Source organism: Streptomyces sp. NPDC093591 (assembly GCF_044764885.1).
Lineage (GTDB): Bacteria > Actinomycetota > Actinomycetes > Streptomycetales > Streptomycetaceae > Streptomyces.
In genome coordinates, this window is sequence record NZ_JBIWIY010000008.1 from 335,517 (window position 1) to 362,478 (window position 26,962).

Sequence of the window (26,962 nt, forward strand, 5' to 3'; positions counted from 1 at the left end):
ATCGCGGAAATTGTTTTCTACTATCTGGAAGCAATGTAGGTGGGGCCGGTGAAGACCGTCAAGGGGCGGACAACCGGGCCCGGCCTGGAGGACGATGGGACCGCTGTCCCGATGCGAAGTCGTCCTGGAGTGGGGCCATGTCCGAGAGCGTGTCGGTGCGCTGCCCGGCCTGCCGGCGCGAGCATCTCTACGAGGCGACCGCCTATCCGTGCGCGTGCGGCGCGCCCGTCGCACCGGCGCTCGACCCGCACGCGGCCGCCACGGCCGTCACCCATCGCGCCTGGGACGACGAATGGATCGGCGTGCGCTGTACGGCATGCGGCCGGGAGAACGAGTGGCCCCGCCCGGAGCTGGGCTGTCCCTGCGGGACGGTGATGCGCGTTCCGGTGGCGCGGGCGGACACGGGCCAGGCACAAGAAGCGGACATGGACCCGCCGGCACGGCAGGCGGACACGGGCTCGGCGGGACGACAGGCCGACACGGGCCCGGCGCAGCGGAAGGCGCCCGCCGCGCGCCGCGCCTTCCAGCCCGTCACGATCCGCACCGCCCGCGACGCGGTCACGGCGGCCGCCGTCTATCTGCGCTGGCTCGGCTACCGGGACATCCGCCGCGCCGACCAGCGGCCCCCGACCGGCATCGGTATCGCCGCCCACGGCCTGCTCGCCCAGGTCGACCCGACCGTACGTCCGGCCTCGCTGCGGGACGTGGAGTGCCTGTGGCTTACGGCCATGACCGAGTCCGTGGCCTGTGTCTACTTCTCCCTCGCCGGATACGCCCCCGACGCCCGGGCCCGCGCCGAGACCCTCGGCGTCCCCCTGTTCGTCCTCGACCTGACGGGCACGCCCCAGCCGGTCAACGGCCTCGCCGACGAACTGGACGCGACGGGCGCCCGGTAATCCGCTCGCGCCCGGCGTGGTCACCGACCGACACTCGGCACATGCGCATCCGCCCCGCCGGACCCGACGAGCTGCCGGCCCTCCAGGACATCGAGCGCGCCGCGGGAGCCGCCTTCCGCGACCTCGGCATGGCGGCGATCGCCGACGACGAGCCGCCCGCCCTGGATGTCCTGGAGCACTTCCGCCGGGTCGGCCGCGCCTGGGTCGCCTGCGCCGACGGTGACCGCCCGGCCGGCTATCTGATCTGCGAGCCGGTGGACGGCGCCCTGCACATCGAGCAGGTCTCGGTGCACCCGGACTTCGCGCACCGCCGCATGGGCCGCACCCTCCTCACGCACGCCGCCGACCACGCACGCGCAGAGGGCCTGACCGCTCTGACCCTGACCACCTTCACCGAGGTCCCGTGGAACGCGCCGTACTACGCACGCCTCGGCTTCCACGTCCTGGACGAGGCCGAGCTCACCCCGGGGCTACGGAAGATCCGCGCCCATGAGGCGGAACTCGGCCTCGACCGATGGCCACGGGTGTGCATGCGCCGGAACCTGGACAGCCGGTAGAACGACAGCGCAGCCGGGAAAACGACAGCATGGACACCGCCGTACTCGAACAACTGCTGGACGACGTCTTCGACCAAGCCGTCGTGCACCACGGCCTGTGAAGTGGCGCTGCCTGCACCCGGGCGCGAAGCTCTGGCCGCCTCGGAGAGGACCCGCCGGTTGTCGCGGACTGAGCGATCAGGCCCCGCTGCCCCCGCTGTCCCCGCTATCCGCGTACTTCTCCCGCAGCTCCACCTTCCGCACCTTCCCGGACACGGTCATCGGGAAGGAGTCGAGCACCCGCAGCCGGCTAGGGATCTTGTAGTGCGCCAGCCGCCCGTCGCAGAAGGCCCGTAGCTCCTCCAGCGTCAGCGGATCGGCCGAGTCGGGCGGGATGACGCAGGCCAGCACCTCCTCGCCGTACCGTTCGTGCGGCACCCCGACGACCTGGATGTCCGCGATCTTCGGGTGGGCGTACAGGAACTCCTCGATCTCGCGCGGGTAGATGTTCTCGCCGCCCCGGATGATCATGTCCTTGATGCGGCCGACGATCTCGACGTAACCGTCCTCCCGCATCGTCGCGAGGTCACCGGTGTGCATCCAGCGGCCGGGGTCGACGGCCTCGGCGGTCTTCTCGGGTTCGTTCCAGTAGCCGAGCATCACGCTGTAGCCGCGGGTGCACAACTCCCCCGCCGTGCCGCGCGGTTGGGTCACCCCGGTCGCCGGGTCGACGATCTTCACCTCGATGTGCGGCAGCACCCGGCCGACCGTGCCGGTGCGGTGTTCCAGGTCGTCGTCGCGCCGGGTCTGGGTGGAGACGGGCGAGGTCTCCGTCATGCCGTAGCAGATCGAGACCTCGGCCATGTGCATCTCGGTGACCACCCGCTTCATCACCTCCACCGGGCAGGGCGAGCCCGCCATGATCCCGGTGCGCAGGCAGGAGAGGTCGTACGAGGCGAAGTCGGGGTGGTTCAGCTCCGCGATGAACATGGTCGGTACGCCGTACAGCGAGGTGCAGCGCTCCTGCTGGACCGCCTCCAGCGTGGCCTTCGGGTCGAAGGACGGGGCCGGGATCACCATGCAGGCGCCGTGCGATGTGGCTGCCAGATTGCCCATGACCATGCCGAAGCAGTGGTAGAAGGGCACCGGGATGCACACCCGGTCCTGCTCGCTGTAGGCGATCAACTCCCCCACGAAATAACCGTTGTTGAGGATGTTGTGGTGGGAGAGGGTGGCCCCCTTCGGGAAGCCCGTCGTACCCGACGTGTACTGGATGTTGATCGGGTCGTCGCAGGACAGCTCCTCGAACGGCACGGGCGTTCCCCGCGCGATCAGCGCCTCCCAGCTCGGGTCACCGATGAACACGGTCTCCCGCAGCTGCGGGCACCTGCCGCGCACTTCCTCGACCATCGCCCGGTAGTCGCTCGTCTTGTGGCCGAGGGAAGCGAAGAGCAGTGAGATCCCGGCCTGGTTGAGGACGTACTCGACCTCGTGGGTGCGGTAGGCCGGGTTGATGTTCACCATGATCGCGCCGATGCGGGCGGTGGCGTACTGGACGAGGACCCACTCGGGGCAGTTGACCGCCCAGATGCCCACCCGGTCGCCCTTGGCGACGCCGCTCGCGAGCAGCGCGTACGCCAGCTCGTCGACGTCGGCGGCGAACTGCGCGTAGGTCCAGCGCCGCCCGGAGGGGACGTCGACCAGCGCCTCCCGGTCCGGCCAGGCGGCCACCGCCCGGTCCAGGTTGGCCCCGATCGTGTCCCCGAGCAGGACCGTCTCGCTCGTCCCGTGCGCGTACGACAGTTCAGCGGTCACCGGAAGTCCTCCTCGCGGTACTCGGCGTCCGAGCCCGCGGCCGTGGCCTCGCGCAGCTCGATCCGGCGGATCTTGCCGGAGACGGTCTTGGGCAGCGGCGCGAACTCCAGGCGGCGCACGCGCTTGTACGGCGCCAGGACCTCGTGTGAGTGCTCGAAGAGCACCTTGGCCGTGTCGGGGCCCGGCTCCCAGCCCTCCGCAAGGACGACATACGCCTTCGGCACCGCGAGCCGCAGCTCGTCCGGCGCGGGCACGACGGCCGCCTCGGCCACCGCCTCGTGCTCCAGCAGGGCGCTCTCCAGCTCGAAGGGACTGATCTTGTAGTCGGAGGCCTTGAAGACGTCGTCAGCTCGCCCGACGTAGGTGATGTATCCGTCGGCGTCCCGCGAACCGATGTCCCCCGTCCGGTAGTAGCCGCCGGCCATCGCCTCCGCCGTACGGTCGGCGTCGCCGTGGTAGCCGGTCATCACGCCGACGGGGCGCGCGGACAGGTCCAGGGCGATCTCGCCCTCGTCGGCGCCGGGCGCGCCGGAGACGGGGTCGAGGAGTTCGACGCGGAAGCCGGGGCTGGGGCGGCCCATCGAGCCGGTCTTCAGGGGCTGGCCGGGGCTGTTGGAGACCTGGACGGCGGTCTCGGTCTGCCCGAAACCGTCCCGGATGGTGACGCCCCAGGCACGCCGGACCTGCTCGATGACCTCGGGGTTCAGGGGCTCGCCCGCCGCCACGACCTCGCGGGGCGGGGTGCGCAGGGCGCTCAGGTCGGCCTGGATGAGCATGCGCCAGACGGTCGGCGGGGCGCAGAAGGTGGTGACCCCGGCGCGGTCCATCTCCGCCATCAGGCGGGCCGCGTCGAAGCGCGTGTAGTTGTGGATGAAGACGGTCGCCTCGGCGTTCCACGGGGCGAAGAGGTTGGACCAGGCGTGCTTGGCCCAGCCCGGCGAGGAGATGTTCAGGTGCACGTCGCCGGGCTTGAGGCCGATCCAGTACATGGTGGCCAGGTGGCCGATCGGGTACGAGGTGTGGGTGTGTTCGACCAGCTTGGGGCGGGCGGTGGTGCCGGAGGTGAAGTAGAGCATCAGCGGGTCGTCGGAGGCGGTCGGCCCGTCGGGGACGAACTCGGCGGGGGCTGCGTACGCGTCCTCGTACGACTGCCAGCCCTCGCGCGCCCCGCCGACGGTGATGCGCGTGTAGCGGCCGGGCACCTCGTCGAACTTGCCGGTGTCCTCGGCCCGCACCAGCACATGCCGGACGCGTCCGCGCTCCACCCGGTCGCGCAGGTCGGCGGGGCCGAGCAACGGGGTGGCCGGGATGACGACGGCGCGCAGCTTCATGGCGGCGAGGGCGGTCTCCCACAGCTCGGCCTGGTTGCCGAGCATGACGAGGACGCGGTCCTCGGCACGGACGCCACGCGCCCGCAGCCAGCCCGCGACGCGGGCGGACCGTTCGGCCATCTCAGCGAAGGACCGCCGGACCTCGCTGCCGTCCTCCTCGACGATGTGCAGCGCGGTGCGGTCGTTTCCGTCCGCGATGACGTCGAACCAGTCGAGCGCCCAGTTGAACCGTTCGGGCCGGGGCCAGGCGAAGCCCTCGTAGGCGGTGGCGTAGTCCTCGCGGTGCTCGAGCAGGAAGTCCCGCGCAGTGCGGAACAGCTCCGTCCCCGTCGTCATCTGTCCTCCTGGTTACCGGACCTTGCCGGGCGGCTCTCTGTCATCGTGTAATCCGTGACGTGGGTCTCACTACCCCCGAACGGGGGTGTGCGCTCGGGCAAGCCGCACTGAAAGGGCGAGTACGTGGCAGTGGACGCGGCCGCATCTGTGGAGATAAGGGGCGCGCTGGCGCGCCTGCGCCGCTCGACCGGGCTCCCGGTCGCCTTCGGCGGCCTGGTGGAGCCGGGGCGCCCGCGCATGCGCATCAGCGAACTGAACGGCACGGCCACCGGGTCCCTGAGCAGAGTCACGGTGACCGCGGGCAACGGCTTGGGCGGCAAGGCGGTGGCGCTGGCCCGCCCCTGCGCGGTCACGGACTACTCCGCCTCACGGCAGATCAGCCATGAGTACGACGCCGCGGTCGCCGCGGAAGGACTGCACTCGGTGCTGGCGGTCCCGGTCGTCGTACGGCGCCGGGTGCGCGGTGTCCTGTACGGCGCCCTGCGCACGGCCCAGCCGCTGGGCGACCGCACGTTGACGGCGGCCGTGGAGGCGGCGCGGGACGTGGAGCAGTCGCTGGTGGTGCGGGACGAGGTGCGGGGGCTGCTGGAGGCGGCCCGGCCGGAGCCGGCGCGGCCCGAGACGGCTCCGGCCGGGCGGGGCTCCGCGTGGGAGCAGGTCCGCGAGGCCCACGCGGCGCTGCGGGCCCTGGCCCCGCGCATCGGCGACCCCGCCCTGCGCGCGGAACTCCTGGACGTCTGCGGCCTGCTGACGGAGGGGCCCGCGCCGAACGGCGTGCAGTTGTCCCCCCGGGAACTGGACGTGCTGGCGTGCGTGGCCGCCGGGTCGACGAACGCGGTCGCCGCCGAGCGGCTGGGGCTGCGGGCGGAGACGGTCAAGGGCTACCTGCGGTCGGCCATGCGGAAGCTGGGCACGCACACCCGCGGTGAGGCGGTGGTGGCGGCTCGGCGGGCGGGGTTGCTGCCGTAGGCCCCGGGGGGCCAGAGGGCCGTAGGACTGCGGGACCGCAGGTCGCCCACCCTCGGTCGAGCCGGCCTGGTCGCCCCTCATTCATTCCGCCGAGCTTTGAATTTCCCCATGCTCCTCCGCTGTTATTTGCCTCACCATGTCTTCGGTCCGAATTTCAAAGATCCGTTGCCTAATATTGGCCCGAACACGACACACGGAGGGGAGCGGTGACCGTGCGACGGGACTTCAAGGAGCCTGCCAGATGCCGCCCCGACCAGGTCATCGGCAGGGAGGAGCTGTTCAGCACGGCGCGTGAGCAGCTCGGGCGGGGCGGCAGCGTGCTGCTTCACGGGCCTGCCGGAATTGGGAAGTCGACGGTCCTGCGGGCATTGGCCGGGGAATACGGCGGGGCGGCACGCACCGTGTTGCGCTGCTCGCCCACGGAGTCCGAATCCCACCTCCCCTTCCTCGCCCTGGCCGACCTCCTCGGCCTCGTCCTGGACGAGGTGTCCGAGCGGCTCCCCACCGCCCAGCGCATCGCCCTGGAGTCGGCGCTCACCGGCCGCGGTGAGTCCACCCTCCAGCGCGACGGCCTCGCCCTGCGGCTGGCCGTGCTGTCCACCCTGCGCGCCCTCGCCGACACCGGCCCCGTCCTCGTCGTCGTCGACGACCTCCAGTGGCTCGATCCGGCCAGCGCCGAGCTCCTCGGCTTCGCCGCCCGCCGCCTCGGCGACACCCCGGTGCGGATGCTGTGCGCGGTGCGGACCGACGGCCAGGAGTACGACCGCCATCTACGCGCGTCCCCGCCGGACACCCTGGCCGTACGGCTGGGGCCCCTCTCCCGCGCCCAGATGTCCGCTCTGCTCGATCACCGCGGCTACACCGGCCTGCCCCGCTCCACGGTCCGGGACATCCACCGCACCAGCGGCGGCAACGCCCTGTTCGCCCTCGAACTGGGCCGGGCGCTCGCCGAGAACTCCATCCCGCCCAGCCCCGGAGAGCCCCTGCCGGTGCCCACCTCGCTGCGCGCCCTGGTGCTGAACCGCCTGGAGATGCTGTCGGAGGAGGCCCGCCGCACCCTGCTCGTCGCGAGCGCGGGCGCCCGCCCCACGCTGACCCTGCTGCACGCGGCCGGCCGGGACAACGCCGAGGCCGAGACCGCCCAGGCCGCCGAACTCGGGCTGCTGGCGACCGAGCCCGAGGGGCCCGCCGTACGGTTCGCGCACCCGATGATCTCCGCCGCGCTCTACGCGGAGGCGCCCGCGCAGGAGCGCCGCGCCGCGCACGCCGCGCTGTCCACGGCGGCCTCCGACCCGATCGAGCGCGCCCGGCACCTGGCCCTCGCGACCACCGGCACCGACCCGGAGGTCGCGGCCCGCCTGGCCGAGGCCGCCGCCCTGGCCCGGGACCGGGGAGCGCCGTCGGTGGCCGCGCAGCTCTCCCTGCTCGCCGCCCGGCACACCCCGGCGGACGATCCGCGGAGCCCGGAGGTGCTGCGGCTGGAGGCCGCCGAGGACGCGATCACCGCCGGCGAGCTGGATCTCGCCCGGGACATCGCCCGCGAGGTCCTCACCCGGGCGACCGTGCCCGCGGACCGGGTGCGGGCCTGGATCGCGGTGATCGAGACGGCCGGCCATGCCATGGCGGAGGTCGACGCGATCTTCCCGCAGGCCCTGGCCGACGCGGGTGACGACCCGAAGCTGCTCGCCCTGGTCCACTACCAGCTGACGTGGCGCGCCCTGCTCGTGGAGGGCGACTTCGACGAGGCCCGGGGGGAGGCCGCCTACGTGGCGGAGCTGGCCGCGCGGGCCGGCGACCGCTACACCCAACTGATGGCGCTCGCCTTCCAGGCCCAGATCGAGACCCTCATGGGCCACGCGGACGCCCCCGCGACCATCCGACGGGCGCTGGAGGAACCCCAGGACCCGAGGGTGGCCTGCCACCACAACGGGGCCGGTTACTCCCGCTTCCGCTGGCTGATCATGAGCGACCAGCTGCCCGAGGCCCGCGCGGCGGTCACCGCGCTGCTGCGCGAGGTGCGCCGGCACGGCTGGGTGGAGAGCGAGGTGCACTTCCTGCGCGGGGTCGCGGAGACCGAGCTGCACTCCGGGCACTGCGGGCGCGCCCTCGACCTGGCCCGCGAGAGCCTGCGCCTCGCCCGGGACACCGGGATCGGCGAGGTGGCCTCCGCCGTGCTGACCTCGCTCGCGGAGGCGGCGGGCGGGGAGGTGGACCGGGCGCTGGCGCTGGCCCGGGAGGCGGTGGAGCACGCCGAGGAGGACGGCGACCAGATGTACGTCTCCCGCGCCCTGGCCGCTCTCGGGCACGCCCAGCTGGTGGCCGGGGACGTGGAGGCGGCGGTGCGTTCGCTGCGCCGGGTGCGCGAGGTGGAGCAGAGCCTCGGCATCACCGACCCTGCACGCGGCCGCTGGCACGGCGACCTGGCCGAGGCCCTGGTGCGCAGCGGAGAGTTCGCGGAGGCGCAGGACGTCATCGACGTCACACGCGAGCAGGCGCTGCGGCTGGACCGGGAGAGCGTACTGGCCGTCCTCGACCGGGCCGAGGCGCTGATCCGCGCGGCACGGGGCGAACAGGACGCAGCCCGGGCCCAGTTGACGTCGGCACAGGACCGGCTCGGCAAACTCGGCTACAGCCTGGAGGAGGCCCGGGCCGCCTTCGCGCTGGCCCAGCTGCGCACCAGCGCTCCGGGGCCGACGTCGTACGACGAGCCGGCCCGGCTGTTCCGCCGCTGCCGTGCGCTGCCCTGGCTCCGGCAGGTCGAGGCGGCGGCCGCGGCGCGGCCCGTGGAGGCGGCCCCCACCCCCGCCTCCACGCCGGACGGCCTCGACTGCCTGGACGGGCTCGCCTCGATGGAGCGTCAGGTCGCCGCGCTCGTCATGGAGGGCGCGACCAACCGGGAGATCGCCGCGCGCCTGTTCATCAGCGTCAAAACGGTCGAAGCGACACTTACTCGCGTATACCGCAAGCTCGGGATCCGATCGCGGGTCGACATCGTCAGACTGGCGGCGGGGCGGCGTACGAAGTGAGTTCGGGGCGCCGTACGACGTGAGTTCACCCGTCCTTGTCGGTCCGTGCAGGTTTAGCCGGACACGACCGAGGGTTTTCCCTGCCCAACTCCCTTAGGGGGTTCCCTCATTGGGAAGGGGAACTTCCGGGACCTACCTTGTGGATGTGCCGCTCGCCCGGGCACACGGGGGTCGGTCCCGCGACCCCCGTGCACACCCCCCACACCCGCGCGCCCCCCACCGGCAACACCCAATGAGGAGACTCATGTTCGGGCTCACCCGTGCCAGAAAGACCGCCGCCGTCGCGGCGACCGTTGCCGCCGCCGCGGCCGCACTGCTCAGCGCCCCCACCGCTGAGGCCGCGTCGACGCGCATCGTGGGCGGCACGACGACCACGACGACCGCGTACCCCTACGTCATGCAGATCACGGACGCCTCGCAGAACCAGTTCTGCGGTGGCACGCTCGTCTCCGCGACGAAAGTGATCACCGCCGCCCACTGCATGGTCGGCGAGACCCCGAGCGGCGTGCGGGTGGTCGGTGGCCGCACCTACCTGAACGGCACCAACGGCACGGTCCGCCAGGTCAGCGACATCTGGGTGCACCCCGACTACACCGACGCCACCAACGGCAACGACGTGGCCGTACTGACCCTGTCGTCCTCGATGCCGTACACGACGGCCTCGTACGTCGACGCCTCGGACACCGGCGTGTACGCGACCGGCGCCACGGCCCGCATCCTCGGCTGGGGCACCACCTCCTCGGGCGGCAGCTCCTCCAACCAGTTGCGCACGGCGACCGTGCCGATCGTCTCCAACTCCAGCTGTGCGAGCTCCTACGGTTCGGACTTCATCGCGTCCGACATGGTCTGCGCCGGATACACCTCCGGCGGCGTTGACACCTGCCAGGGCGACAGCGGCGGTCCCCTGCTCATCGGGGGCGTCCTGGCAGGGATAACTTCCTGGGGCGAAGGCTGCGCCCAGGCCGGTTACCCGGGTGTCTACACCCGGCTGACCACCTTCTCGGACGAGGTGACCGAACAGGTCGAGTCGTAACCGGGAACGGCACCCAGAAGGTCTCCTGAGCACACCTCAGGTGAAAGACCAGGGGGCGTTGCGGGCCTCCACGAGCGGCCCGCAACGCCCCCTATCCATGTCCGCATCCATGTCCGCATCCATGTCTGTTGTCAGTGGCGCCTGTTTGAATGGCTGACGGATGAGGGGGATGACCCTCGGGGGTGATGGGCATGGAGGTGATGGGCATGGTGTCCGCGGACCGTTTCCTGGCCTTCGCGGCGATGTCGCTGCTGGTGATCGTGATTCCGGGGCCGAGCGTGCTGTTCGTCATCGGCCGTGCGCTGGCCCACGGCCGGCGTACCGCCGTGGCCACGGCGGTCGGCAATGTCTTCGGCTCGTATCTGCTGGTGGTGGCGGTCGCCGTCGGGATCGGTTCGCTGGTCGAACGCTCGGTGGTCGTCTATATGACGGTGAAGCTGGCGGGCGCGGCCTATCTGGTCTACCTGGGTGTGCAGGCGTACCGGCACCGCGGGGAGCTGAAGGCGGCGGCGGTCAGAGCGACCCCGGCCGCACCGAAGCGCGGCGATCTGCGAACCGTCCTCGACGGCGTCCTCGTCGGTGTCACCAACCCGAAGGGCGTGGTGTTCTTCGCCGCCGTGCTCCCGCAGTTCGTGGACCACTCGGCGGGCCATGTCCCGCTGCAGATGCTGCTGTTGGGCCTGATACCGATCTCCATCGGCCTGGTCACGGACACCCTGTGGGGCCTGACCGCGTCGGCGGCCCGCACCTGGTTCGCCCGCTCCGATCGCCGGCTGTCGCTGATAGGCGGAGCGGGCGGCTGCACGATGATCGGGCTCGGAGTGACGGTCGCGGTGACGGGGCGGGCGGAGTGACGCCGTGGGGTGACGGTCTCCGGGGGTGGTCGGCCGACCGACGACGACGCGGTTGGGGGGCGTCCCCCTCTGAGGGAGCCCGCACCATACCCGCGACGTGGACATGATCCAGAAGACACCCCCACGCCCCTAAGGAATGAGGGTGCCGAAGCGGATGTCGTACGACGCCTCCGGATGCATCACCTTCAGCATCCGCTCCCCCTCCTCGGTCACCTCCCCGCGCTGGGCCTTGGTGAGTTCGGTGAACTCCTCGATGACGAGGGCGTCGCCGAGGATCCGCCACACGCCGGCGAGGAAGCCGTCGACGAGAAGGGGGCAGTAGAACGTGTTCGCCTGCCAGGTGCGGCCGCGGTTGGCCGGGGGAATCACCCGGGTGCGGTCGGCGTGGGAGAGGAGGAGGTTGTCGAACTCGGGCAGGAAACGGGGCGGCGCCGGGGTCTCCGGGTCCGGGCGTGGGGCCTCGGGGAGATCGAAGAGTTCGATGCCGCTCTCGTCCCGGAAGGTGACCAGTTCGGGGCGGAGCCGTTCGAAGACGGGACGCATCCGGGTCAGCCCGGACCAGGTCTGCATGTCCTTCACGGAGGCCGGGCCGAAGGCGGCCAGGTAGCGCAGGACGGTGGAGTCCGGGGAGGCGGCCGGCTCGGCGGGGCGGCCCAGCCAGTGCTCGGCAGTGGTGAGGGCGACCTGGGCACTACGGCCCCACAGTCCGCGCGGGGTGACCTGGACGAGGGGCAGCTTGCAGCGGGCGGCGACGGCGAGGGACTGCGGGTCGGCGCCCGGCCACTCGGCGCCGAGGGCCTCGCGCAGCTGCTTCATGGTGCGGGGCTCGGCCTCGACGAGGTCACGGGCGAGTACGGCGAGCCGCTCCAGGTCGACGCCGACGAGGCCCTTGCGGAAGTAGTTGATCTCACGGTCCCGGGCGGGCTGGACCAGCGGACGCAGGGTGAGACTGTCCTCGGCGGTGTGCAGGTGGATGGTCGAGCGCATGGTGACGATGCGCACGGCGGCACGGTCGGCGAGCAGCCCGGACAACTCCCCGGGCGTGAAACCGTCGAGGCGGGCGGCGAGCGCGTAGTACGGCGGCTTGACCTCCTGGCCCTGCAGGCCGACCAGATGCTCCACGACGGCCCTCGCGGCCAACGGCGAGCGGCGCAGCAGCAGCTGCCGGTCGAGGGTGGCGCGGTTGAGGGCGCGGGGGCTCAGCACGAGGCCGGCCGCGGTCGTCGTCTGTTTCGTGCTGCGCTCGGACGTGGCCGGCTCGGACGTGGCCGGCTCGCTCGCCGTCCGCTCGGACGTGGCCCGCTCCCTCGTCGCCCGCTCGGGCGTCGTCCGCTTGCTTGTGGTCCGCTTCGTCATGCTCCGCACGCTAGCGAGCGGACGGGCACCTTCCGCCCGCAATTCTCACCAAAACCCGAATCGACTCGGCCCCGCCCAGGTCATTCGCCCCGTATATCCTGCTCCGTGATCACGCACACGCATTCGTCGTCCCCACCGGGAGGCAGCCGCGATGTCCGAGCGACGCGCACGCCCCGCCTCGAAGAACCCCATGAAGTCCGTCTGGCGTCGAGCCGTTACCCCACCGCAGCCGCCCAAGCCACAGCAGCCGGAGCCCCCTGCGCACTCCGCGGCTGTCGACAGCTCCGAGGTGGCGAGCGTCGTGGAGGCGGCGCTGTACCAGGACGGCGTCCGGGTCTCCTCCCCCGCCACCCTCGCCGACACCTACCGTGAGCTGCGCGACCAGCCCTCCGGCATGGCATGGATCGGCCTGGCCCGCCCCACGGAATCCGAACTCCTCTCCCTGGCGGCGGAGTTCGACCTGCATCCGCTCGCGGTCGAGGACGCGATGGAGGCACACCAGCGGCCCAAGCTGGAGCGCTACGGTGACACGCTCTTCGTGGTCCTGCGCGCCGCCCGCTACCTGGACGCGCCCGAGGAGGTCGACTTCGGCGAACTGCACGTGTTCGTCGGCCCCGACTTCGTCATCACGGTCCGCCATGGCGCGGCCCCCGACCTGTCGGCGGTGCGTCGGCGTATGGAGGAGTCTCCGGAGCTGCTCAAGCTCGGCCCGGAGGCGGTGCTCTACGCGATACTGGACACGGTGGTCGACGGTTACGAGCCGGTCGTGGTGGGCGTCCAGAACGACATCGACGAGATCGAGACCGAGGTCTTCCGCGGCGACCCCGAGGTCTCCCGCCGTATCTACGAACTCTCCCGGGAAATGGTCGAGTTCCAGCGCGCCACCCGGCCTCTGGTCGGCATGCTGCACGGCCTGATGGCCGGTTTCTCCAAATACGGCACGGACGAGGAACTACAGCGCTACCTCCGCGACGTCGCCGACCACGTCACCCACACCAGCGAACGCGTCGACGGCTTCCGCCAAGCCCTCACCGAGATCCTCACGGTGAACGCGACGCTGGTCACGCAGCAACAGAACGCGGAGATGCGGGCGTTGGCGGAGGCGGGGTTCGAGCAGAACGAAGAGATCAAGAAGATCTCGTCCTGGGCGGCCATTTTGTTCGCTCCGACGCTGGTCGGAACCATCTATGGCATGAACTTCAAGCACATGCCGGAGTTGCACTGGGTGTTCGGATACCCCTTCGCTATCGCCCTGATGGGTATCGTGTGTACCAGTTTGTACGTCATCTTCAAGCGGCGATATTGGCTCTGAGTAATCGCCGTGGAGGGCTTCTGTGCTGGGCGCGTACAGCTCCGATCACAGGCGTGGACGACGCGTTTTAGGCCGCTGGGGAGAATCTGGGGAGAATGAGCCGCGCTCCGTTCGGGACGCTCTCCTGCGATCGTGGGCGCTGGCGTGCGAGAGCCTCGCCGCTGTGATGGCGTCTGGGAGCGTCGACGGTCACGGAATGTAGTGGTCTTCCGGGCTGAAACGCCGAAACGGATGGGCACAGCGAAGTGCTGTGCCCATCCGTTTCGTGGGTTGTGGAGGTTGCCGTCTACACGGCCGTGGTGACGACGGCAGGTCAGCCGAGCAGGGCGTCGATGGCCCCGCGCCCCTTGCCGCCGGCCTCGGGCATGAAGTGGGCGTAGTAGTCCAGGGTGATGGTCGGGCTGGAGTGGCCGAGCCAACGGGCAAGGGTGACGACGGACTCGCCCGCTTCGAGGATGACCGAGGCGTATGTGTGCCGGAGCACGTGAAATCCGTCCTTGCGAGACGCCTTCCAGCGCTCGCCCTTCTTCCGCATGGGGATGACACCGGCGGCGGCCAGGGCCGGCTTCCACACCTCGACGTTGAAGATGTTCGCGCGAAGGGCGTTGCCGTATGTCGTGGTGATGACGAGCGGGAACTTCTTGGTCTCCCGTTCGGGCTCCGGGCCACCCCACGGCAGCTCGACCTCGACTGCGGGGTACTCCATGAAGTACTGGGCCAGGGCTGCCGCGACCGACGGAGGCATGTCGACGACGCGCGTCTTGCCGCCCTTCGGCAGGGTGAAGTACAGGCGCCCGTGGAGGAGTTGTACCTGCCGGCGGACACGCAACACTCCACGTGCGAAGTCGACGTCCTCCGGTGAAAGGCCGAACACTTCGCCCTGCCGCAGCCCACAGCCCAGCGCGACCACGACCGCAATGCGGTAGCGGGCGTTGATCGCGTCCCGTACGCGCTGCGCGGTCTCCAGCGACCAGGCTTCCCTCTGGTCCTCCGGCACCTTGGGCCAGCGCACGGACTTGGCTCGCATCGGATTGCGCACCAGCCGCTTGTCGTCGATGGCGGTCTCGAGGATGTTCGAGAGCGAGGTGAGAATCTGCCGGGCGTATCGCGGCGAGCACTCGTTCTCCAGCGCGGCGATGTAGCCGCGCAGCACCGCCGGACTGATGTCCCGCAGGGCGACGGTACCCAGCTGAGGCCGGATGTGGAGGCGCACGCGTTCGTCGATGCGCTTGATCGTGCCGGGCGCCCCACGAACTCCCGCCTGCCAGAAGCGTGTCACGTAGTCGTCCAGCGTGATGGAGCCGTCGCGGGGGTCGACGAACTCGCCGCGTTCGCTGTCGGTGCCGGCCCTGCGCAGCCACGCCTTGGCGTCTTCGAGCGTGTCGAACGACTTGTCCCTGACGCCAGGGATGCCGGCCACACGGTACCTGGAGCCCTTGCCGTACCGGGTGGTGCGTTCCCGCTTGCCAGTAACCGGATCTTTCTTCTTCTTGAGCCAGCGGTCTTCGATATAGCAAGCCAAATATGCCCCTCCGGGGTAGGTTGCAATGCAGTGGGATCGAGTCGGGTGTCAGGCGCTCGGCGTGTAGTCGGAGCGGGCTTGTGGTGCCGCGTTCAGAGGACTGAGGGCCGCGTTGCAGCGCGCGTCGGCCTGCTCCTGTTCGCGGATCCAAGCGTCGAGGGCCTGGATCCGGTACATGACGCGACCGCGTGGCCCCATGCGAAAGCTGGGCGGTCCTTGGCGTCGGTGCCGCCAGACGTAGAGGGTGTGGGGTGAGAGGCCGAGGTACTGCGCTGCGTCCCTGACATTCAGGAACGCTTGGCCGATGGCTGCAGGCGCATCGGTCGGGGTGGACGGAGCGTGTAGCGGGCGTGGAGGCATGGGAAGTCCCGTGTGGGAAGTAGAGGGCCGCGGGCGGGTGGGAGCGCGGGGCTCGAGCGCCCGCGGCCTTTGCGGAAACGCGGTGAGATGCGCCGTACGCGGACTGACGAATCGCTAGAGATTCCGGGCAGCGCTCCTCGGCTCGCCTTCCAGGTCGGGTATGGCGAAGGCGGCTTCGATGAGGTCGTAGGAGACTTCACCCGACGGCTGGAAACAGTGCGGGAAGCGCCGCGCGAGTGAGGGGGCGCTGACGCCGACGCGCTCGGCCACTGCGAAGATCCCCCAGGCGGTGCGGTACCCGCTGAGCCAGTTTGAGATGCAGGCGTCTCGGAGGTCGGAGACACGCCTTCCGAGCGGCGAGTCGACCTCGTCCGCCTCCAGGACCGCCTCCCGTGCCGCGCGCCATGCCCTGCGGTAGAGACCGCCTGACAACGGCCGGCCATCATCGCGGATGAACAGCCTGTCATCGGGGTGGAGGCCGCGCCGGGCGACCTCCGCCCTCAGGACCTCGACAAGTTCCGGGCACGCCGGAACGATTCGCGGGGCACCCGCGCCCTCCGCTTCCTCGTCCCCGAGACGGCGGGGGTGAATCACCAGAGCGCCAGGACCTTCGTCGGGCAGGTGCGCATCACGAACCCGCAGCGCAAGTGCCTCCTGCGGCCTCAGCGCAGCAAAGGCGATGGTTGACAGGAAAGCGCGCAACGGTCGTCCGTCCCGCGGACGTTGACCGATCCAGCCCAACAGGCCATCACGTTGCTGATCCGACAGCAGGAAACTCTTATCGACAACAGCAGCAGACACAGGCAGAAACTCCTCGTACTGGGGGATGCACTTGCCGCGGGGCAAGGCGTTCTCGGCATCACGGCCGACGAACACCAGCAATGCTCCGCACAATCCCCGGTTTCGGTAACCGGGGATTGCGTGTTATAAGCCGAGGGGCGAAGTCCGACTTGCCCTTGAGGGACCAGTCGCTAAGACATCAGCAAGGACTTCAAAGACGTAGGAGGATCGGTATGCCGGCGCCTGCACGGCCATGCGGGAGGTATCGGACCACCCTCCCCTGACACCCACGACAGCCCTTACAACCCCCGACGTGATCAAGGTTCACATGCCTGCGGCGGGTACTTCCAGTCCGTTCCGCCCTGAATTAGTCTGCCGTCGCCGAACTACTTCGAGAGAGGGGCGTGCTGAATTGCGATCGACAGCAAAGGCCCCCTCCAAGGAAGTTCAGCTAGGGTTGAAGCATCTTTCCGCTTGATGTAAAGTCACAATTCACAGTGGGCTCTCAAGAGCTCTGAAACGCCCTTCCAAAGGCGTGACACACCACCGCCAAACCAGGGGAAAGAGCAACGGCCTCCGGAGCCGTGTGCGCAGGTTCGAATCCTGCCGGGGGCACTCCGGATCAAGCGGTCGCGAAGGCGGTGTTCCACGTAAGTACGCGGAACCGGCCAGCGGCTCCTGCGCCGAGTCCCGGCGGCTGAAGCCGTCGTCGATGCGGAAGGGACTGGAGCTGGGGGGTGTGGCGTAAGCCCTGTTGGCCGCCGCTCACTCCCTCGCCAACAGTGAAGCCTGGGCGATACGGGACATGGCCCGGATCGGGATGGAGAGCACAGCGCAGACCAGGCCGACCGCGGCCAGGGCCACCAGAAGTGCGGCACCGGTCATCGTCAATAGCCGTCCTTCCTAGAGACCCTGACCGATCATCAGGACCGTGGCCAGTCCCACGACGGCTCCGGTGAGGCCCCCCAGCAGGGCGAGGCCGGCGCCCTCGTACAGGGCGAACCGGCCGAGTCCGCGCCTGGACCAGCCGGTGGCGCTCAGCATGGCGAGGTCGGCGGCCCGCTCCCGCTGGGAGAGGACCAGTACGTCCACGGGGCCGGCCGCGCCGAGCAGCACGGACAGGGCGACGCTGAGGTAGTCGGCGGTGCGGGCCTGGGCGACGACGGCGTTGCCGAGGAGCGAGCAGACCACCTCGCCGCGGAAGGCGAAGGTGAGGGAGAGCAGCACGGTGAACGCGGCCACGCCGAGCGCCAGTCCGGCGGCGCCGAGCACGGTCCGGCCAGGGGGGGGGCGCGCAGCAGGTTGCGCAGCGCGAGGCCGGCCACGGAGCGGACGGCGACCGCCCGACGGGTGCCGGTGACCGGGGGTGTGACCGCGTCCAGCGGCTGGACCCGGGTCGCCCGCCGAGCGGGCAGTACGCCCGCGGTCAGCGCGAGCAGCAGGGCGACGGGCAGCACGAGGGCCGCCTTCGCCGCCGAGGTGGGCAGGCCGAGCAGGGCGCCCAGGCCGTAGGCGAGGAGGGCGCCGAGCGTGCCCGATCACCGCGAGTTCGCCGAGGATCAGCCGGAGGATCTCCGGCGCGCTCCAGCCGACGCAGCGCAGGGTGCCGATCTCGCTGCGGCGTGAGCGTACGGAGGCCAGGGCGGCCTGCGCGAGGAAGAGCCCGCAGACCACCAGGACCAGACCGAACAGCACCGCGCTCTTGGTATCCACGGCCCGCAGGATCTTCAGGGCGACGCCCTTGGCGACCCAGTACTCGGTGACCTTGACGCCCCTGGGCAGCGGGGCGGGCGAGCTGCCGACGGTGACGTCCACCTGGAGGTCGGGGTAGGCGGTACGGATCTGTCCGGCGACGGAGTTGGCCCGGGCACGGGAGGCCGGGTCGACGCCGGCTACCCGGATGCGGATGGCGCTGACCGGCGCCTTCTCCTGCGCGGTGGGCTTTCTGCGGCTGTGCGTGATGACGGAGAGCGAGTCGAGGGTGGTGAGCAGGGTGGGCGGCGGGCTGAGGCAGCCGCCGAGGTTGCGGTCGGGGCGCAGCGGCTGGTTGCCGAGGGCGACCCGGGAGGCCGCGTCTGCGCCGGTGAGCTGCGGGGACCGGTAGATCTCCAGAGGGACCTCGGAGAGGGTGGAGAAGCCGCGCAGTTTGTCGGTGTCGTAGCGGCCGACGATGTTCAGAATTGGCGTGGGACCGCGCCCGGCGTCTTCGCCCCTGCACGTCTTGGAACCCATGCAGCTGGTGGATGCGTGAGCGGTGACCTCGCGGAACTGGGTGCCGGTGTTCTCCTCCGGGACGTTCTGCACCAGGTCGTCCTCGAAGTGGTCCGCCTCAGGTCGCGCGGCTGGGTGGAGCGGGTCCGCGCGGTGAGGCCGTCCTCGGTGGCGCGGTAGTCGACGGGGCCGGCGGTCCAGTGCTGCCCGCCGGAGAGTTCGGACGGCAGGGCGTCGGCGCGGGCGGCAAGGCCGACGGCGTCCAGGAGTTCCATGGCGCGGGTCCTGCGGTCGAAGTCCACGCGGCGGGGCAGCACAGGCGCGAGGACGTTGTCCAGCACGGTGAGCGCGGGCAGTGGTGGACCCGCTGGAAGACGAACCCGATCCGCCGCCGGTGCGCGTCCAGTTGACGCGCCGTCAGTTCCGAGCCGTCGACCTCGATCGTCCCCTCGTCCGGCCGGTCCATGCCGCCGACCAGGTGCAGCACGGTTGACTTCCCCGACCCCGACGGGCCGGTGACCACGACCGCCTCGCCATCGCCGATCTCCAGATCGACGGAATCCAAGGCGACAAGCCCCGGATACCGGCGGGTCGCCGGTGTGGGTGCGGCGCAGCCGGGTCGGCCCGGCGAGTTCGGAGAGGTAGGTCTGCCGCTGCGCCGCGACGAACGCGTCCAGCGTTTCGGCGCCGAGCGCGCTGGCGCCGAACAGCTTCAGGAACAGCTCGTCGCGGAACCCGCCCGTGCGCACCCACGCGCTGGTGGCCCAGTCCCGCACCTCCTCCTGCCCGGCCGGGGTGAGCCGGTAGAGGGTCTTGTCGGGCCGGTCCGGCTGGGCCACCTGGGACCGTGTGACGAATCCGTCGCGGACCAGTTGGTTGAGGATCTGGTAGAGGTGGCCGATGTTGAGGCCGCCCCACTGCGGGCCGATGGCCTCCTCGAAGCGCCCCTTGAGCTCGTAACCGTGGCTCTCGCCCTCGGTCAGCAGGGCGAGCACGGCGTGGTGCAGCGGCAATTTACACACCCCCTGCATTGTCACAATGCAGGAGGAGCGGCAGTGGGTGTGAGGTTGAGGGGCGTGCCCCGTTGGTATCCCTCCTCCGCGACGCGGCCATCGGCCACACCAAGGCCGACCTGGAGCTGGTGGAGGGCGCGGCCGAGCGGCTCGCGCCGGCGGCCGGGCGGGGCGAGGCCAGGGCCGACGGCGGCATCGGAGAGGTCAGCCGCCGTCGCCGGGCCTGAAGGGGCTCACCTGCGGGACCGACGCCTTGCCCGTGTTGGAGACCTTGCCACCGCTCCAGGCCACCTTGATCGGCGCGGTCTCGTCGGGCGGGGTGACGAGGACCGCCGCCGGGGTCACGGTGGTCACGCCGGTGACCTCCGGGTTGGTGAACGTCAGCGCCGACCACGCACTGGCGCCAGGCTTCAGCGTGACCGTCGGCTCCTCCTGGCCGGTGGCCCGCTCGGGGTCCGGGGTGACCGCCTCGCCGTCGCCGTTGATGAAGGCGATGCCGGGGAAGCCGTAGACCGTGCAGGTGCGGGTGGAGTTGTTGGTGAGGAGGACAGCGAAGTTCTCCTGACCGGCTCCGGGATCGTTAGGGCCGATGGAGGCGCGCAGATCTGAAGTGTGGCAGCGGGCGGTCGTCGCGGGGGACGCGGAGGGCCGCGTCGGGGCCGCTGACGTTGCCGACGTACTCGCGTTCGGGGTGGTACCGGCGACCGAACCGCTGCCGGTGGCACCACCATCCGTATCGGAACCAGTGCATGCGGTCAGTACGACGGCGAGGGCCCCGGCCGCTGCCATGGCCAGGGTGGCTCGGTGGCGTGCGGGGTGATTCGGTTGGCTGGGCATGATGCTCCTGACTTGTTCCGCGCGGCGGTCCGGATCATGAGACCGCCCTGATCAGGCTAGGGAGGAGTCCGGGAGAAGGATTGACCGTCAGCGCACGGTCCGGGGCCTGGCAGTGCACGGGCCGGTCACCGCACGGCCGCGTTCACCACGGCTGTCCTTGCCCGGAGCGCGGCCACGGGGTCGGCCGGGGCAGCGGCGAGCGCAGCTGTGTCCTCCTTCTCTCCGGCGAGCACGACGGCGACCTCGACCCGGAGGCGTGGCGTGAAGGGACCTGACGCCCGGGCCTCTTGAGAGCCCATCCCTCCACTCCCGCCTGCTCGATCCGCTCAACGAATCACAGCGTCCGCCGCACGCCCGCCTGACGTTCGAGGTTGCGCAGCTGCACCGCCAGGTTCCCTTCGACGGCGTCGTGGGCGGGGCCCCGACGTCCTACGGGCAGAACCTCCTCGCCCCTCATGTCCTCCAGCATGAGCGCGAACGCGGCATACATCGCCACTCCCGCGAGGAGCAGTCCGAAGGCCCCGGACACGTAGCCGAGCCAGGCGGCACCAGTGAAGTTGAAGAGAGAGGCCACTGCGAAGCGTGGTACAGCCACGCACAGCACGAACCACATCGCGCGCTTGCGGTGCGCGACGGTCGCCATCATCAGGGCGAAAACGGCGAACACGAGATTGAGCACGCCAAGCGTCTCGGCACCCGCCGGCGGATCGAGGGCCAGTACCAGGGAGCTCGCCAGCCAGGTTCCGGAGAAGCACGCCATGAGCGTCGCCGCGAGCACGTCCCTCGCCCCGAATGCCAGGATGCTGACGATCAGTTGCAGGATGAAGGCCGGGAGGATCGTGAGGGCGACCGCCTGATGGGCGTCGTCGCCCAGGAAGCCCAGTTGCAGGCTTCCGACGATGATGGAGGCGATCGCCACCGCGAAGAATCCGACCGGCATCGGGGAGGCGATGGGGCGGAGGTGGATGCGGGTCATCGGCCGTAGGTCCGGTTCGAAATGCCTACCTGTCGGCTCGGCCCGCTCCCCGGGCGATTCGGGACTGGTCCTCATGGTGAACTCTCCTGTAAGTCGTGCTTGCAAGGGAGCGGGGGGTGGTCATCGCGACAGTCGGCATGCGACGCTCGGGCATTGCCACTGTCCGGCCCACCGAGGCCACGCCGTTCCAGCACGTGGTCGTGCCCGCTCCGTGGGACGTCGAAATTGCTGATCGTCAGTGCGCGCCACCGCCCACGCTCGCGATGTGTGCTTCGCTCGGCGGCACCGCGATCTGCTGCGTGGTGCGGTCGAAGAGGGGTCGACGCCCGGTTCCCGCTCAAGAGCCCGAGCCATGTCGGCACCGCGGAGTGACGCGTGCAGCCGCTGGGCTGCCGGCGTGAAGCCGAGGTGGCTCTGTCACCGGGACGACGGCTTCCACCAACCGCGGACTCACCCCGTGTAACGACACGCCGGTTCAGGCGCGGACCAGAGGGGTGTCCACCAAGTGCTCGGCCAGGAACCACGCCTGGAGTTCACCGGTCCGGATCACCTGTGAAACCAGCAGGTCGTTGGTGCCGTCGTCGCCCAACTCCCCGATGCGGGCCGCCGCGTCATGGGCCTCGATGAGGATGGTCTCGTGTGCCTCCAGCAGCCGCGACAGCATGGCCGGCACCTCCTCCACACCGTCCGGGGGCCGCGGGATCGACGTGATCTCGGCGACGTGCCGGGGGTCCCCCACCGCGACACCGCCCAGGGTCTGGACCCGTTCGGCGAGGGCGTCGACAAGTGCGAGCTGTTCTCCCGCGTGCTTGTCCAGCACCAGGTGCAGTTGGTAGAAGGTCGCGCCGCGCATCAGCCAGTGGTGCTTCTTGTAGAGGCCGTAGAGGATCTGCGTGTCGGCCAGGACTTTGTTGAGCCGCTGGCAGGAGTACATACGGGTCTCGTAGGACAGGCCGAGAGGGAACTGCTTGACGGTCCCGAACTCCTGGATGATCTCGCCCTTCTGATGCAGCCGCGGCTGGCTGCTCACGTGCTGGGAAGTGATGGTCATGATCCGCCTCCTGCGGTCTGGGCTCTGTTGGCACGAGTGACGCTAGGTACCCACACGGCGGACTCGTTGCCCAGGAGCGCACGCGGTGGTGCTCGGCAGCGCACTCGGCGAGGAGTCCGTGCCCGGTGTTCGCTCTCGGGCAAGTCACCGTGCGCTGACGGGCACGGCACGGTGCCCCGCCCCTTCTAGCCTCGGGCGCACGGCGCGAGCCGACGACCAGCAAGGAGAGGCATGAGGGTGAGCGAGCAGGCAGATGTGGTCGTCCTGGGGCTCGGGCCCGGGGGCGAGTACGTCGCGGGCACGCTGGCAGAGGCCGGACTGGATGTGGTGGGCATTGAGGCGGAGCTCGTCGGGGGCGAGTGCCCGTACTGGGGATGCGTGCCCAGCAAGATGATGATCCGGGCCGGGAACCTGCTCGCCGAGGCAGGCCGCGTGCCCTTCCTCGCCGGTGATGCGGAGGTGACGCCTGACTGGAGCCGGGTTGCCGGACGTATCCGGGGCGAGGCGACCGACGACTGGAACGACCAGGTGGCCGCCGACCGCCTCGCGGCGAAGGGCGGCCGGCTCGTCCGCGGAACGGGACGGCTCACCGGGCCACGGCAGGTGACGGTCGGCGAGCGTACGTTCCGGGCCCGGCAGGGTGTGGTCCTGGCCACGGGCTCCCGGCCCTGGATTCCCCCGGTCCCGGGCCTGGCCTCGACGCCGTACTGGACCAATCGGGACGCCATGGCGGCCAGGGAGCTGCCGGCCTCGATGGTCGTGCTCGGAGGGGGCGCCATCGGCGTGGAACTCGCCCAGGTCTTCGCCCGTTTCCGGTGCGCGGTCACCGTGGTGGAGGGAGAGGAACGGCTGCTCTCACAGGAAGAACCGGAAGCCGGGCAGCTGGCCGAGAAGGTCCTGAGGGAGGACGGCGTCACCGTCCTCACCTCGGCCCGGGCCCGGCAGGTCGGTCATGACGGCACCGGCTTCATCGTCCACCTCCAGGGCGAGGAGGAGCCCTTGCGCGCCGAGCGGCTTCTCGTCGCCACCGGGCGCCGCGCCGACCTCGCAGCGCTGGGCGTCGACGCGGCGGGGCTCGACCCTTCGGCACGAGCCGTGCGCACGGACGGGCAGATGCGTGCCGGGGAAGGGCTCTGGGCGATCGGCGACATCACCGGCCACGGCGATTTCACGCATGTGTCGATGTACCAGGCGGAGATCGCCGTCCGGGACATCCTCGCGCGTCCTGGTCCCGATGCCGACTACCGGGCGCTGCCCCGGGTCATCTTCACCGACCCCGAGATCGCGGCAGTGGGACTCACCGAGCGTCAGGCGCGCGACCAGCGGCTGCGGGTGCGCACCAGCGTGGTGCCGATCGACTCCTCCACGCGCGGCTGGATCCACGGGCGGGGCAACGAGGGGTTCATCAAGCTGATCCAGGACGCCGACCGGTACGTGCTGATCGGGGCCACCTCGGCCGGGCCGGCCGGAGGTGAGGTGTTGTACGGGCTGAATGTCGCCATCCACGCGGAGGTGCCCATCGAGCGCCTCAGGCACATGATCTACACCTACCCCACCTTCCACCGAACCGTGGAAGCCGCTCTGGGAGCCCTGCGCTGAGCCGTTTCTCCCCGGGGCGTACGCAGCGAGCCGGACGATGGCACCAGGGGCCCGGCGGCACCATGCCGGGCCGGGACCCCGGTGAACCGCACAGGACCGCCACGTCGCTGGAACTCCTCTTCGACCTGTGCTTCGTCATCGCGGTGGCACAGGCGTCCGAGAGCCTGAGCACAGCGGTGACCGGTGGGCACTACATCACCGGCTCTCTGCGCTTCGCGCTGGTGTTCTTCACCATCTGGTGGGCGTGGATGAACTTCACGTGGTTCGCGTCCGCCTACGACCCGGACGACGTCCCGTACCGGTTGACGGTGCTGGTCCAGATCACGGGGTCCCTCATTCTCGCCGCCGGCGTCCCGCGGGCGTTCGAGGACGGCGACCTGCGCGTCATCACGCTGGGATACGCCGTACTGCGCACGGCCCTGGCCGTCCTGTGGCTGCGTGCCGCGCGATCGGACCCCGCTCGGCGGCGGACGGCGCTCCGCTTCGCAGCCGGAGTGACGGGCTGCCAGATCGGCTGGGTCGCAATGCTCTTCCTCCCGGCCCCGGCACAACTGCCGGCCATCATCGGGTTGATCGTTGCCGAGCTTTCCGTCCCGGTGTGGGCGCAGTCAGCCGGGATGACCCCGTGGCATCCGCACCACATCGCGGAACGCTACGAACTGTTCACCCTCATCGTGCTCGGTGAGTCCGTCGCAGCCGCCGCAGCCGCGGTCCGCAGCGCCTTCGACCGGCACCACAACGCCGGTGCGCTGTACCTGATGGCAACGGGTGGCCTGCTCATGGTCTTCGCCATGTGGTGGCTGTACTTCGCCAGACCGGCGCACACTCTGCTCGCCACGACGCACCAGGCCCATCGCAAGAGGTTCACCTGGGCATACGGCCACTACCTGATCTTCGCTTCGGCAGCCGCCGAGGGGGCCGGCCTGGCGGCATACGCCGAGCTGATCACGCGGCGCGCCGATGTTCCGTCGCCTGCCGCAGGCGTCGCGATCACCATGCCGGCGGCGATCTTCCTGATCACCGTGTGGGCCATACACGTCCGGCCGCACCAGCAGAGCGGGGTCGAACAGCTTGCGTTTCCCGCTGTCGCGGTCGCTGTGCTGGTGGCCGGTCACACCCCGGCGCCGGCCGTAATCGCCGGTCTGCTGGCGGCGGCCCTTGTCGTCGTGGTCACGGTGGCTGACCGGACCGAACAAGTGCGGCATTGAGGTGGGAACACGGCTGCGCGGACGAAACGAGTTCGTCCGCGCAGCTGGTGTGCCCCTGGTCAGCTCGTCGCCCGTGCCGCGTCGCGGATCAGGTCGGCCACCTCCTTGGGCCGGGAGACGGCAACCGCGTGCGACGCGCCCTCGATCTCCACCACGGTCGCCCCGGCGCGCTCGGCGCCGAACCGCTCGACCTCGGGGTTGATCGCCTCGTCCGCGCCGGCGACCAGGGCCCAGGACGGCTTGGTCTTCCACGCGGCCGCGGCGGCCGTCTCCTCGAAGGCCGCGGCGGCCAGCGGCCGTTGGGCCACGGCCAGGACCCTGGTGAGGTCGGCGGGCACATCGGCGGCGAAGACCGACGGGAAGGCGTCGGCGTCGATGGTGACCTCGACGGCGGGGTCACCGCCTTCGACGGGGTACGTCCACTGCTTCAGGTTGCTCACCAGCGGCAAGGCGGGGAAGCGGCCCTGCAGCTCGCCGAGGCTCTCGCCCTCCTCAAGGACGTAGGCCGCCACATACACCAGCCCGACCACGTTCTCGGTGGTGCCCGCCACGGTGATCAGCGCCCCGCCGTAGGAATGACCGACCAGTACCACGGGGCCGTCGATCTGCGACGCCACGGACGCGACGTACGCCGCGTCGGCGGCCAGTCCGCGATGGGGGTCCCCCCGGTTCGAGCGCAGCCGAGAACTGGGGGAGGGTTGGGCGGCGCGATCACCGGGATGCCGTGACTGTGCAGTTCCGCGATGGCCCCGATCCAGCCGGCCGAATCGGCGAACGCACCGTGGACGAGGACGACCGTGAGGGTGGACGGGGTCATGGCGGTGCCTCTTCTCGCTGTCAGGGGGTACGCAGGGCGGCACGCAGAGTGCCGGCGGCCAGCGTGATGGCGGCCTCGGCCGCGTGGGTCTCGCGCAGGGCGTTGAGCATCACGAAGTCGTGGATGACGCCCTGGAAACGGACCGCGGTGACCGCCACGCCCGCCTCGCGGAGCTTGTTGGCGTACGCCTCGCCCTCGTCCCGCAGCACGTCGGCCTCGGCGGTGATGACGAGGGCCGGCGGCAGGCCGGTGAGCTGCTCGGTGGTGGCGCGCAGTGGGGAGGCGGTGATCTGCGCCCGCTCGGCCTCGTCGGTCGTGTACTGGTCCCAGAACCACTGCATGCCGTCGCGGCGCAGGAAGTAGCCGGTGGCGAACTGGTGGTACGAGCCGGTGTCGAAGCTCGCGTCGGTGACCGGGTAGAACAGCACCTGCTGCACCAGCGGGATGCCGCCGCGCTCCTTGGCCATCAGCGTCAGCGCGGCGGTCATGTTGCCGCCGACCGAGTCACCGGCGACCGCGATGCGGGAGCCGTCCAGCCCCTTCGTCGCGCCCTGCTGGACGACCCACTGCGCGACCGCGAAGTTCTGCTCGATGGCGACCGGGTAGCGGGCCTCGGGCGAGAGGTCGTACTCGGGGAAGACCACGGCGGCGCCCGCGCCGACGGCGAGTTCGCGCACCAGACGGTCGTGCGTGTGGGCGTTGCCGAACACCCAGCCCGCACCGTGGATGTAGAGGATCACCGGGAGGGTGCCCTCGGCGCCGGCGGGCTTGACGATCCGCGCACGGACGCTGCCCGTGGGCCCGCCCGAGACGGTGATCCACTCCTCGTCGACCGCGGGCTTGTCGATCTCGCCGGACTGCGCCTCGTCGACGGCCTTGCGCCCTTCCGCGGGGCCCAGGTCGAACAGGTACGGGGGATTGGCGGTCGCCGCGGCGAAAGCGGCTGCCGAGGGTTCCAGCACCGGCTGAACCGGCTCGACGGCATCGGACATGTGAATCTCCTGGAGTATTCGCGCGAACGCCGGTCCTTCCGGCAATCAGGCTCGGATCCCGCGAAGGCGTCCCGGAGCCGCTGTCCGCCACGCTAAGCCGCCGGGCGCACGGTCATTGCCTACGAGCGCACT

At 70.6% G+C, this 26,962-nt stretch carries 24 protein-coding genes and 1 pseudogene; 10 read left to right on the forward strand and 15 right to left on the reverse strand.

Features of this window, described 5'->3' with window-relative positions:
- Positions 1–137: 137 nt before the first annotated feature.
- Positions 138–896 carry a hypothetical protein gene (locus tag ACIREI_RS19485; protein WP_403334217.1) on the forward strand — a complete coding sequence of 253 codons (759 nt, stop codon included), beginning with the start codon at positions 138–140 and terminating at the stop codon, positions 894–896.
- 41 nt (positions 897–937) lie between these two features.
- Positions 938–1,453, forward strand: a complete 516-nt coding sequence (locus ACIREI_RS19490) for a GNAT family N-acetyltransferase (protein ID WP_403334219.1) — start codon at positions 938–940, stop codon at positions 1,451–1,453.
- 177 nt (positions 1,454–1,630) lie between these two features.
- Here ACIREI_RS19490 and ACIREI_RS19495 read toward each other — a convergent pair whose 3' ends face one another.
- Both ACIREI_RS19495 and ACIREI_RS19500 read right to left on the reverse strand, forming a co-directional pair.
- The gene (locus tag ACIREI_RS19495) at positions 1,631–3,247 is read right to left on the reverse strand and encodes an AMP-binding protein (protein WP_403334221.1); all 1,617 of its coding nucleotides are present in this window, start codon (positions 3,245–3,247) and stop codon (positions 1,631–1,633) included.
- Positions 3,244–4,914, reverse strand: coding sequence for an AMP-binding protein (locus tag ACIREI_RS19500; RefSeq protein WP_403334223.1), 1,671 nt, complete (start codon positions 4,912–4,914; stop codon positions 3,244–3,246). The genes ACIREI_RS19495 and ACIREI_RS19500 overlap by 4 nt, the downstream gene beginning before the upstream one ends.
- A gap of 129 nt (positions 4,915–5,043) precedes the next feature.
- On the opposite strand from ACIREI_RS19500, the gene ACIREI_RS19505 reads away from it, so the two are divergent.
- From ACIREI_RS19505 to ACIREI_RS19520, 4 genes are all read left to right on the forward strand, one after another.
- Positions 5,044–5,883 carry a response regulator transcription factor gene (locus ACIREI_RS19505; protein WP_403334365.1) on the forward strand — a complete coding sequence of 280 codons (840 nt, stop codon included), beginning with the start codon at positions 5,044–5,046 and terminating at the stop codon, positions 5,881–5,883.
- 206 nt (positions 5,884–6,089) lie between these two features.
- Positions 6,090–8,909 (forward strand): AAA family ATPase, encoded by a 2,820-nt coding sequence (locus ACIREI_RS19510; RefSeq protein ID WP_403334224.1) that lies wholly within the window; start codon positions 6,090–6,092, stop codon positions 8,907–8,909.
- A 244-nt stretch (positions 8,910–9,153) separates the two neighbouring features.
- Positions 9,154–9,942 carry a S1 family peptidase gene (locus tag ACIREI_RS19515; protein ID WP_403334225.1) on the forward strand — a complete coding sequence of 263 codons (789 nt, stop codon included), beginning with the start codon at positions 9,154–9,156 and terminating at the stop codon, positions 9,940–9,942.
- 206 nt (positions 9,943–10,148) lie between these two features.
- Positions 10,149–10,796, forward strand: a complete 648-nt coding sequence (locus tag ACIREI_RS19520; protein WP_403334367.1) for a LysE family translocator — start codon at positions 10,149–10,151, stop codon at positions 10,794–10,796.
- Between the two features lie 129 nt (positions 10,797–10,925).
- Here ACIREI_RS19520 and ACIREI_RS19525 read toward each other — a convergent pair whose 3' ends face one another.
- On the reverse strand, positions 10,926–12,152 hold the full coding sequence (locus ACIREI_RS19525; protein WP_403334227.1) for a winged helix DNA-binding domain-containing protein: 1,227 nt from the start codon (positions 12,150–12,152) through the stop codon (positions 10,926–10,928).
- A 151-nt stretch (positions 12,153–12,303) separates the two neighbouring features.
- Here ACIREI_RS19525 and ACIREI_RS19530 point away from each other — a divergent pair, with 151 nt between their 5' ends.
- Positions 12,304–13,464, forward strand: coding sequence for a magnesium and cobalt transport protein CorA (locus ACIREI_RS19530; RefSeq protein WP_403334229.1), 1,161 nt, complete (start codon positions 12,304–12,306; stop codon positions 13,462–13,464).
- Between the two features lie 313 nt (positions 13,465–13,777).
- On the opposite strand, the gene ACIREI_RS19535 is transcribed toward ACIREI_RS19530, so the two are convergent.
- From ACIREI_RS19535 to ACIREI_RS19560, 6 genes and pseudogenes are all read right to left on the reverse strand, one after another.
- Positions 13,778–14,986, reverse strand: coding sequence for a tyrosine-type recombinase/integrase (locus ACIREI_RS19535; RefSeq protein ID WP_403334231.1), 1,209 nt, complete (start codon positions 14,984–14,986; stop codon positions 13,778–13,780).
- A 48-nt stretch (positions 14,987–15,034) separates the two neighbouring features.
- On the reverse strand, positions 15,035–15,346 hold the full coding sequence (locus tag ACIREI_RS19540) for a helix-turn-helix transcriptional regulator (protein WP_403334233.1): 312 nt from the start codon (positions 15,344–15,346) through the stop codon (positions 15,035–15,037).
- Between the two features lie 114 nt (positions 15,347–15,460).
- A complete protein-coding gene (locus tag ACIREI_RS19545; RefSeq protein WP_403334234.1) occupies positions 15,461–16,228 on the reverse strand; it encodes a hypothetical protein in 768 nt (255 codons plus the stop codon).
- Between the two features lie 801 nt (positions 16,229–17,029).
- Positions 17,030–18,430, reverse strand: coding sequence for an FtsX-like permease family protein (locus ACIREI_RS19550; RefSeq protein WP_403334236.1), 1,401 nt, complete (start codon positions 18,428–18,430; stop codon positions 17,030–17,032).
- Positions 18,431–18,455: 25 nt separating this feature from the next.
- Complete coding sequence (locus ACIREI_RS19555) at positions 18,456–18,860, reverse strand: ATP-binding cassette domain-containing protein (protein WP_403334369.1); 405 nt, start codon at positions 18,858–18,860, stop codon at positions 18,456–18,458.
- Positions 18,861–19,119: 259 nt separating this feature from the next.
- Positions 19,120–19,368 (reverse strand): annotated as a pseudogene (locus ACIREI_RS19560) (PadR family transcriptional regulator); the annotation flags it as partial.
- Positions 19,369–19,421: 53 nt separating this feature from the next.
- Here ACIREI_RS19560 and ACIREI_RS19565 point away from each other — a divergent pair.
- Positions 19,422–19,577 carry a hypothetical protein gene (locus ACIREI_RS19565; RefSeq protein WP_403334238.1) on the forward strand — a complete coding sequence of 52 codons (156 nt, stop codon included), beginning with the start codon at positions 19,422–19,424 and terminating at the stop codon, positions 19,575–19,577.
- On the opposite strand, the gene ACIREI_RS19570 is transcribed toward ACIREI_RS19565, so the two are convergent.
- From ACIREI_RS19570 to ACIREI_RS19585, 4 genes are all read right to left on the reverse strand, one after another.
- Positions 19,555–20,187, reverse strand: coding sequence for a DUF4232 domain-containing protein (locus ACIREI_RS19570; RefSeq protein ID WP_403334240.1), 633 nt, complete (start codon positions 20,185–20,187; stop codon positions 19,555–19,557). The genes ACIREI_RS19565 and ACIREI_RS19570 overlap by 23 nt on opposite strands.
- Positions 20,188–20,312: 125 nt before the next feature.
- Complete coding sequence (locus ACIREI_RS19575) at positions 20,313–20,486, reverse strand: hypothetical protein (protein ID WP_403334242.1); 174 nt, start codon at positions 20,484–20,486, stop codon at positions 20,313–20,315.
- Positions 20,487–20,521: 35 nt separating this feature from the next.
- Positions 20,522–21,238: an acetate uptake transporter family protein gene (locus tag ACIREI_RS19580; protein ID WP_403334244.1), complete on the reverse strand. Its 717-nt coding sequence runs from the start codon at positions 21,236–21,238 to the stop codon at positions 20,522–20,524.
- Positions 21,239–21,638: 400 nt separating this feature from the next.
- Positions 21,639–22,214 carry a Dps family protein gene (locus ACIREI_RS19585; RefSeq protein ID WP_403334246.1) on the reverse strand — a complete coding sequence of 192 codons (576 nt, stop codon included), beginning with the start codon at positions 22,212–22,214 and terminating at the stop codon, positions 21,639–21,641.
- 237 nt (positions 22,215–22,451) lie between these two features.
- Between ACIREI_RS19585 and ACIREI_RS19590 the strand changes: the two genes are divergently transcribed.
- Positions 22,452–23,813, forward strand: a complete 1,362-nt coding sequence (locus ACIREI_RS19590; protein WP_403334248.1) for a dihydrolipoyl dehydrogenase family protein — start codon at positions 22,452–22,454, stop codon at positions 23,811–23,813.
- A gap of 62 nt (positions 23,814–23,875) precedes the next feature.
- The gene (locus ACIREI_RS19595; protein ID WP_403334250.1) at positions 23,876–25,021 is read left to right on the forward strand and encodes a low temperature requirement protein A; all 1,146 of its coding nucleotides are present in this window, start codon (positions 23,876–23,878) and stop codon (positions 25,019–25,021) included.
- Between the two features lie 59 nt (positions 25,022–25,080).
- On the opposite strand, the gene ACIREI_RS19600 is transcribed toward ACIREI_RS19595, so the two are convergent.
- Entirely contained in the window at positions 25,081–25,881 is an 801-nt protein-coding gene (locus ACIREI_RS19600; RefSeq protein ID WP_403334252.1) for an alpha/beta fold hydrolase, read from the reverse strand.
- Positions 25,859–26,830 (reverse strand): alpha/beta hydrolase, encoded by a 972-nt coding sequence (locus ACIREI_RS19605; protein ID WP_403334254.1) that lies wholly within the window; start codon positions 26,828–26,830, stop codon positions 25,859–25,861. Before ACIREI_RS19605 ends, ACIREI_RS19600 begins: the two co-directional genes overlap by 23 nt.
- Positions 26,831–26,962 lie beyond the last annotated feature (132 nt).

Coding starts and splice junctions, on each gene's coding strand:
- ACIREI_RS19540 (WP_403334233.1), bottom strand. CDS start 15,346: ATGCCTCCACGCCCGCTACACGCTCCGTCCACCCCGACCGATGCGCCT.
- ACIREI_RS19490 (WP_403334219.1), top strand. CDS start 938: ATGCGCATCCGCCCCGCCGGACCCGACGAGCTGCCGGCCCTCCAGGAC.
- ACIREI_RS19575 (WP_403334242.1), bottom strand. CDS start 20,486: ATGGGCTCTCAAGAGGCCCGGGCGTCAGGTCCCTTCACGCCACGCCTC.
- ACIREI_RS19570 (WP_403334240.1), bottom strand. CDS start 20,187: ATGCCCAGCCAACCGAATCACCCCGCACGCCACCGAGCCACCCTGGCC.
- ACIREI_RS19580 (WP_403334244.1), bottom strand. CDS start 21,238: ATGAGGACCAGTCCCGAATCGCCCGGGGAGCGGGCCGAGCCGACAGGT.
- ACIREI_RS19520 (WP_403334367.1), top strand. CDS start 10,149: ATGGTGTCCGCGGACCGTTTCCTGGCCTTCGCGGCGATGTCGCTGCTG.
- ACIREI_RS19485 (WP_403334217.1), top strand. CDS start 138: ATGTCCGAGAGCGTGTCGGTGCGCTGCCCGGCCTGCCGGCGCGAGCAT.
- ACIREI_RS19605 (WP_403334254.1), bottom strand. CDS start 26,830: ATGTCCGATGCCGTCGAGCCGGTTCAGCCGGTGCTGGAACCCTCGGCA.
- ACIREI_RS19530 (WP_403334229.1), top strand. CDS start 12,304: ATGTCCGAGCGACGCGCACGCCCCGCCTCGAAGAACCCCATGAAGTCC.
- ACIREI_RS19585 (WP_403334246.1), bottom strand. CDS start 22,214: ATGACCATCACTTCCCAGCACGTGAGCAGCCAGCCGCGGCTGCATCAG.
- ACIREI_RS19515 (WP_403334225.1), top strand. CDS start 9,154: ATGTTCGGGCTCACCCGTGCCAGAAAGACCGCCGCCGTCGCGGCGACC.
- ACIREI_RS19500 (WP_403334223.1), bottom strand. CDS start 4,914: ATGACGACGGGGACGGAGCTGTTCCGCACTGCGCGGGACTTCCTGCTC.
- ACIREI_RS19595 (WP_403334250.1), top strand. CDS start 23,876: ATGCCGGGCCGGGACCCCGGTGAACCGCACAGGACCGCCACGTCGCTG.
- ACIREI_RS19525 (WP_403334227.1), bottom strand. CDS start 12,152: ATGACGAAGCGGACCACAAGCAAGCGGACGACGCCCGAGCGGGCGACG.